Here is a 4,897-nt window from a genome sequence, read left to right as displayed (position 1 = left end):
GTAATGTCTTCTAAAAAATTAGCAACACCATCACCGCAGGATGCTTTCACATTCTTATGCACTGGGATACGGACAGTATTTTTCTTTTCATCTGATGACGAAAATCTAATAGGGGATATATAGACTTCGTCTTTTTGAGGGGATGAGATTTTTTGCTCAACAATAGGAGAGCCTGTTCCATTTGCCAGCCAAAGAGGATTTACATTTAGATGTTTGGCAGCACGCAATAAATTTTCACCCTCCATAGTCTTGGATTTTCCTGATAACCAATCACTGACTGATGGCGGTTTCACACCAACAGCACGCGCAAGATCAACACCCTTAATTTTTTTGGATGGTAAAACTTCCATAGCATATCTAAGGCGTTCAGCAAGCGTATTCATAAAACTATTCCCACTTTGTTAGGCAATCCTAACATGAATTAAATTAGGTGTGCCTATTGATTATTTATAAGGATTGCCTAATAATTAAATGAAAATTAGGAGAGCAACATGAATGACACCCAACTAATTAAAGCTTTAGGCGGATGTAATGCGGTTGCACGGCTTTTGGATATTACTGGCGCTTCGGTTAGCGGATGGAAAAACATTCCAACGGACAGAAAAATTCGTTTGGCAGTAATTGCGGAAGATCGTGGAATTTGCTCACGCAAAGATATTTTCCCAAATGATTATCAGGATATTTGGATCGAATTACGTGAAAACGCACAGGAGCAACCATGCGGAACATAGAAATTTTAAAGCCGAGCGAAAAGCTCATGTCATCAGTATCTACCAGAGTGCCTTTTGATATTAAGCAACTCGTAGATGATCTAGCAAAAACCGAAGGTAGTGATCGAGCTAAATGGATCAGAGAGGCCATAGATTTAAAACTTCAAATTGATTTAGGCCAATCATCAATCGAATTGTTAAAGAAATCAAAGAATACAACGTATTCAAGTGAATACATGAATGTATTCAAAAATCTATTTTCCGTATTTCAGATAAGCAAAAAGCCCGAAGTTGCGATTCGAGCTTTGAGCAATGTTCATTAATCAGAGAGACCGAGAACATGACAAATATACCAAAACAGCTTCAAGTGAACAATAGTGATTTTGTAGACGGTGACACGGTTGTTTTTATTGATGAGTCTAAGCCAAATCATTTGATGACTGTAACTCAAGTGCAGAAAAATGGCGTGTTACTCAATGGGAATAACAGCTTTGCGCTTAATCATTTGATTCGTCACGCGACTGTTGCAGAGTTTATAAATCAACGCCGTTTGCCAGCATTAACCACTTTTGGTGATGACCAGCATATAGAAAACAACATTTCTCCAAAGTGCAGAACTATTTCCAATGATGTGCAGATTCATTTGAGCAATGCATTGGCAGCTCAAAAGGAGGTGTCATGAACACTTCAAATTTACCTGAGCATAAGCAGACTCAAGCTATCCAGTCTTGGCACGATCCAGCGCTAAAAACATTAAGCGACTTTTTAGAAATCCGTAAGGCTAATTTGCGCAAGATTAATCGTGATGAAGCGAATGCGGCTGTAACTCGTGATGAGCTAATCGAAGCTTTGAGTCGAGATCATCGTATCAGTTACCAGGATGCAGCAATGATTATTTCCAGCTTACATCGCTGTGAAAAAATCATCATGTTTGGACGGTTCATCCAAATGAATGAACAGGGTGGTGAAGAATGAGATATGCAGCCAAAAGAAAGCAGGATGTATCTGTATCAAAAACACCAATCGAAACAGTTATTCAACTTGAGAAGCCTGTACCAGTTTACACAGCAAAAGAATTAGCTGCGATGCCGCTATCAGTTATGAATGCTGCTATAGCTGCTCAAGAAAAATTCTACATGCTTGAAGAAACGACTCACATGGGGGGGCAGGCAATTGCTGTCCGCCGTCTTATGGAAGATGGTCACAAGTTGATTCAAGTAAAAGAAAAGTCACGCACACGATACAAGATCAACAACGAGTTTATTCCACCAAGAATTATTCGTCAGCTTGCATACCGTGGTTTGGTAAAGTTGGGAGAATAATTATGAATCACTCAACCGTTTTGAACCTCACCACCTTGGAGGATTTCAGCTTTGCATTTTTGAAGAGCTTCGATAACAGCATCAATATGAGTTACATCAATATTAATTATTGCATCCTCAAACTCACCTTCACGTTGATTAAAGTGACCATCAACCTCGCATATAGAAACAAACTTTTCTTCTGGATTTGCATATACATCAATTTCATTTTGTTTGCGAATAAGCGCCATTTCTTTTTAATCCTTGAAGTTTTGAAAGAATTTACACCTCTTAAGAGGGTCTTGCAAGGGGCTTCTAAGGGGGTATTGCATGCGTGATTATGGAAAAGTCTCTCCACATTTTTGGACAGGCACTACTGGGAAAAAACTCCGCAGCAGCCCAGAGGCTGTGATTGTTGCCTTGTATTTAATGACAAGCCCGCACGCAAACATGCTCGGCCTTTATTACATGCCCCTTTTGTATGTCGCTCATGAAACTGGTTTGGGCTTTGAAGGGGCTTCAAAGGGGCTTCGAAGTGCATGTGAAGCGGGGTTTTGTAGCTATGACGACACTAGCGAAATGGTTTGGGTGCACGAGATGGCACGTTTTCAAGTAGCTGACTCATTAAAGCCAGCTGATAACCGTTGCAAGAGTGTCCAAAAGGATTATGACTCATTGCCTGCAAATCCTTTCCTTGCGGGCTTTTTCGACAAATATTCAACAGCATTTTGTATGACTTCACGCCGTGGCGAAATTGCTAAAACAATTAGCCCCTTGCAAGCCCCTTCGAACCCCCTTGCAAGCCAAGAACAGGAACAGGAGCAAGAACAGGAGCAAGAACAAGATAAATCACACACACAAAACGCGGGTGAAAATTCTTGGTCTCCAAATCCTGAAATTCTTTTGAATGTGATTCGGGAAAGCGTAGGTGTTCAAGCTGAATCGGTAATCGCTATGCCTGAATACAAATTCCATTTGGGTAATTTCAATGCTTACTGGGAAAACAAGATTGATCTCACTGAAAACCAGCGAACAAGAAAATTTGCACAGTGGTTGATTCTTGAATTCAAGAAACCAGTCAAGCAAAACGTACCAAACGCACCTAAAAAACAAACTCAAGCACCAAGCCGCAACGTAAACGATGCATGGGGTGAGGCTCAGCAATACGCGCCTGCAACCGATGATCTAGATCTGGAGGGTATGCAGTGAATGCAATCAATAATTTTTTAAAACCTGAAATTCAAGAAACAAACCGTTTTTGTAAAGAACACAAAGAACGAATGATCAGTTTTGGTGGTCGTGATTTCTGTAAAACATGTGCAACAAATGCTTATGAGCGTGCCCAAAAAGAACATATGGTTTCAGTGAACACAATGGTTCGTGAAAAACACTTTGCTGGTGCAATGATTCCAGATCGCCATGCTCAAAGTGGATTTAAAAATTACTCAGTTGGCAACGATGGTCAGAAAAATGCGAAAGCTCAATGTCACGCATTTGCAAAAGATTTTAATACTGGGGTAAAGCGAAATCTAATCATGGTTGGGAGAACTGGCACAGGTAAAACACATCTTGCATGTGCGGTTGCTAGAAACGTTTTAGATCAGCGTAGTTATGTTCGGTATGTCACCAGTGAAGATATGGCAAACGAGATTGCAAACGCTTGGACAAAAGCGGATGACAGTGAAGCAAGTGCGGTTTGGCGATTCACTGATTACGACCTGCTAATCATTGATGAGTATGGTTTGCATGACCAACATGAAAGCCGCTTGCAGCTTGTTCACAAGGTTTTGTATTCACGCTATGACGCAAAAAAACCAACAGTTCTAATTTCAAATTGGACTAAAGAGCAACTCAAGGAGAATTTGGGCGATCGACTTTGGTCTCGCTTTCAGCACGATGGACTTACGGTTGTTGAGTGTAACTGGGCTGACTCTCGTATTGGTGGTGCTTTATGAATCCAAATCAAAAATCAGTTTCAAACCAAGTTTTAGCGGTTGGTAGAACGATCGGTGTTTTGAAATTTGCTGTCAATCAAACAAAGCCATTTCAGGTTTCTGATGTCGCTAAGAGTGTGAATGATGTCAATAGCTTCACGGTTCTGCGCTACATCAAGACTTTAATCGAGCTTGGCTATATTGAGAAAACCACTTGTTTTAAATACCAAGCCACTTCTCTAGCCAAGGAGTTGATTAATGTCTCTCATTAAAAAAGGCGATCGCGTGAAAGTAGATTTCATTAGCGAGTCAGCAACGATTTATTCAGGAAAGCGTTTCACAGGTTACGGCGTGGTAGATCGGTTTGAGGACGGCTATGTGTTTGGGCGTTTAGATGATGGTCAGCCGTTTATGTGTTTTGCCAGTGATGTTGAAGTTTTGACAGAACGTAATCAAGAAGTGGGCGACGACTCGCACATTGAGAATCATATCTCTAAGAATTGTAAGGTGATTGAGCATGAAGCTGAGTAAATTGCAGCGCGAAGAAGTAAAGCAAAAGTTTGGCGGTCATTGTGCTTACTGTGGTGATCAATTAGGTGAGAAGTGGCATGCTGACCATTTGGAAGCTGTAGTACGTGATCTAACAACAGGTAAGCCTGAAAAACCTGAAAACGATGTAATCGAAAATCTAATGCCAGCATGCACAGCTTGCAATCACAACAAGAGATCAATGTCTCTTGAATCATGGCGTGATCTATTGGCTCACTATCGTGATGTTCAATTGCTTAGAGATAGCGGAACTGCAAGACATTTGCATAGATTCGGGCTTCTTGAAATTAAGAAAGTTCCAGTAGTTTTCTATTTTGAGCAGGTGAAGTGATGAGAAGTGAATTTGATACGTTAGAACAATATCAAGAATCAATGAAAGAATTTAATGAAAATACGCGCATGG

Annotated in this window: 12 protein-coding genes; 10 read left to right on the top strand and 2 right to left on the bottom strand. The window is 40.6% G+C overall.

Annotated features, from left to right (window positions below; translation table 11 throughout):
* On the bottom strand, window positions 1-383 hold a 383-nt coding region (locus M5121_RS15480), incomplete at its 3' end, for a helix-turn-helix domain-containing protein (protein ID WP_249571669.1).
* A gap of 108 nt (window positions 384-491) precedes the next feature.
* On the opposite strand from M5121_RS15480, the gene M5121_RS15475 reads away from it, so the two are divergent.
* From M5121_RS15475 to M5121_RS15455, 5 genes are read left to right on the top strand one after another with little or no spacing between them, the layout of a single operon-like run.
* Entirely contained in the window at window positions 492-731 is a 240-nt protein-coding gene (locus tag M5121_RS15475; RefSeq protein WP_241283643.1) for a Cro/CI family transcriptional regulator, read from the top strand.
* Window positions 719-1,033, top strand: a complete 315-nt coding sequence (locus tag M5121_RS15470; RefSeq protein WP_249571668.1) for a YlcI/YnfO family protein — start codon at window positions 719-721, stop codon at window positions 1,031-1,033. The genes M5121_RS15475 and M5121_RS15470 overlap by 13 nt, the downstream gene beginning before the upstream one ends.
* 17 nt (window positions 1,034-1,050) lie before the next feature.
* Entirely contained in the window at window positions 1,051-1,392 is a 342-nt protein-coding gene (locus M5121_RS15465; protein ID WP_249571667.1) for a hypothetical protein, read from the top strand.
* Window positions 1,389-1,685, top strand: a complete 297-nt coding sequence (locus M5121_RS15460; RefSeq protein WP_249571666.1) for a hypothetical protein — start codon at window positions 1,389-1,391, stop codon at window positions 1,683-1,685. The genes M5121_RS15465 and M5121_RS15460 overlap by 4 nt, the downstream gene beginning before the upstream one ends.
* Window positions 1,682-2,032 (top strand): hypothetical protein, encoded by a 351-nt coding sequence (locus M5121_RS15455; RefSeq protein ID WP_249571665.1) that lies wholly within the window; start codon window positions 1,682-1,684, stop codon window positions 2,030-2,032. The genes M5121_RS15460 and M5121_RS15455 overlap by 4 nt, the downstream gene beginning before the upstream one ends.
* An 11-nt stretch (window positions 2,033-2,043) precedes the next feature.
* Here the strand turns inward: M5121_RS15455 and M5121_RS15450 are convergent, their stop codons facing one another.
* Window positions 2,044-2,262 carry a hypothetical protein gene (locus M5121_RS15450; protein ID WP_249571664.1) on the bottom strand — a complete coding sequence of 73 codons (219 nt, stop codon included), beginning with the start codon at window positions 2,260-2,262 and terminating at the stop codon, window positions 2,044-2,046.
* A 79-nt stretch (window positions 2,263-2,341) separates the two neighbouring features.
* On the opposite strand from M5121_RS15450, the gene M5121_RS15445 reads away from it, so the two are divergent.
* The 5 genes from M5121_RS15445 to M5121_RS15425 are packed head-to-tail and all read left to right on the top strand — an operon-like array spanning window position 2,342 to window position 4,825.
* Complete coding sequence (locus M5121_RS15445) at window positions 2,342-3,220, top strand: hypothetical protein (protein WP_249571663.1); 879 nt, start codon at window positions 2,342-2,344, stop codon at window positions 3,218-3,220.
* A complete protein-coding gene (locus M5121_RS15440; RefSeq protein ID WP_249571662.1) occupies window positions 3,217-3,966 on the top strand; it encodes an ATP-binding protein in 750 nt (249 codons plus the stop codon). Before M5121_RS15445 ends, M5121_RS15440 begins: the two co-directional genes overlap by 4 nt.
* Complete coding sequence (locus M5121_RS15435; protein WP_249571661.1) at window positions 3,963-4,217, top strand: IclR family transcriptional regulator; 255 nt, start codon at window positions 3,963-3,965, stop codon at window positions 4,215-4,217. The genes M5121_RS15440 and M5121_RS15435 overlap by 4 nt, the downstream gene beginning before the upstream one ends.
* The gene (locus M5121_RS15430) at window positions 4,204-4,476 is read left to right on the top strand and encodes a hypothetical protein (protein ID WP_249571660.1); all 273 of its coding nucleotides are present in this window, start codon (window positions 4,204-4,206) and stop codon (window positions 4,474-4,476) included. The genes M5121_RS15435 and M5121_RS15430 overlap by 14 nt, the downstream gene beginning before the upstream one ends.
* Window positions 4,463-4,825, top strand: coding sequence for an HNH endonuclease (locus M5121_RS15425; RefSeq protein WP_151800717.1), 363 nt, complete (start codon window positions 4,463-4,465; stop codon window positions 4,823-4,825). Before M5121_RS15430 ends, M5121_RS15425 begins: the two co-directional genes overlap by 14 nt.
* Window positions 4,826-4,897: the final 72 nt, after the last annotated feature.

The sequence above is a fragment of the Acinetobacter sp. ANC5681 genome, from assembly GCF_023488045.1.
Classification (GTDB): domain Bacteria; phylum Pseudomonadota; class Gammaproteobacteria; order Pseudomonadales; family Moraxellaceae; genus Acinetobacter.
The sequence above is the reverse complement of the archived record's forward strand: the minus strand, read 5'-3'. Positions and strand labels throughout refer to the sequence as shown.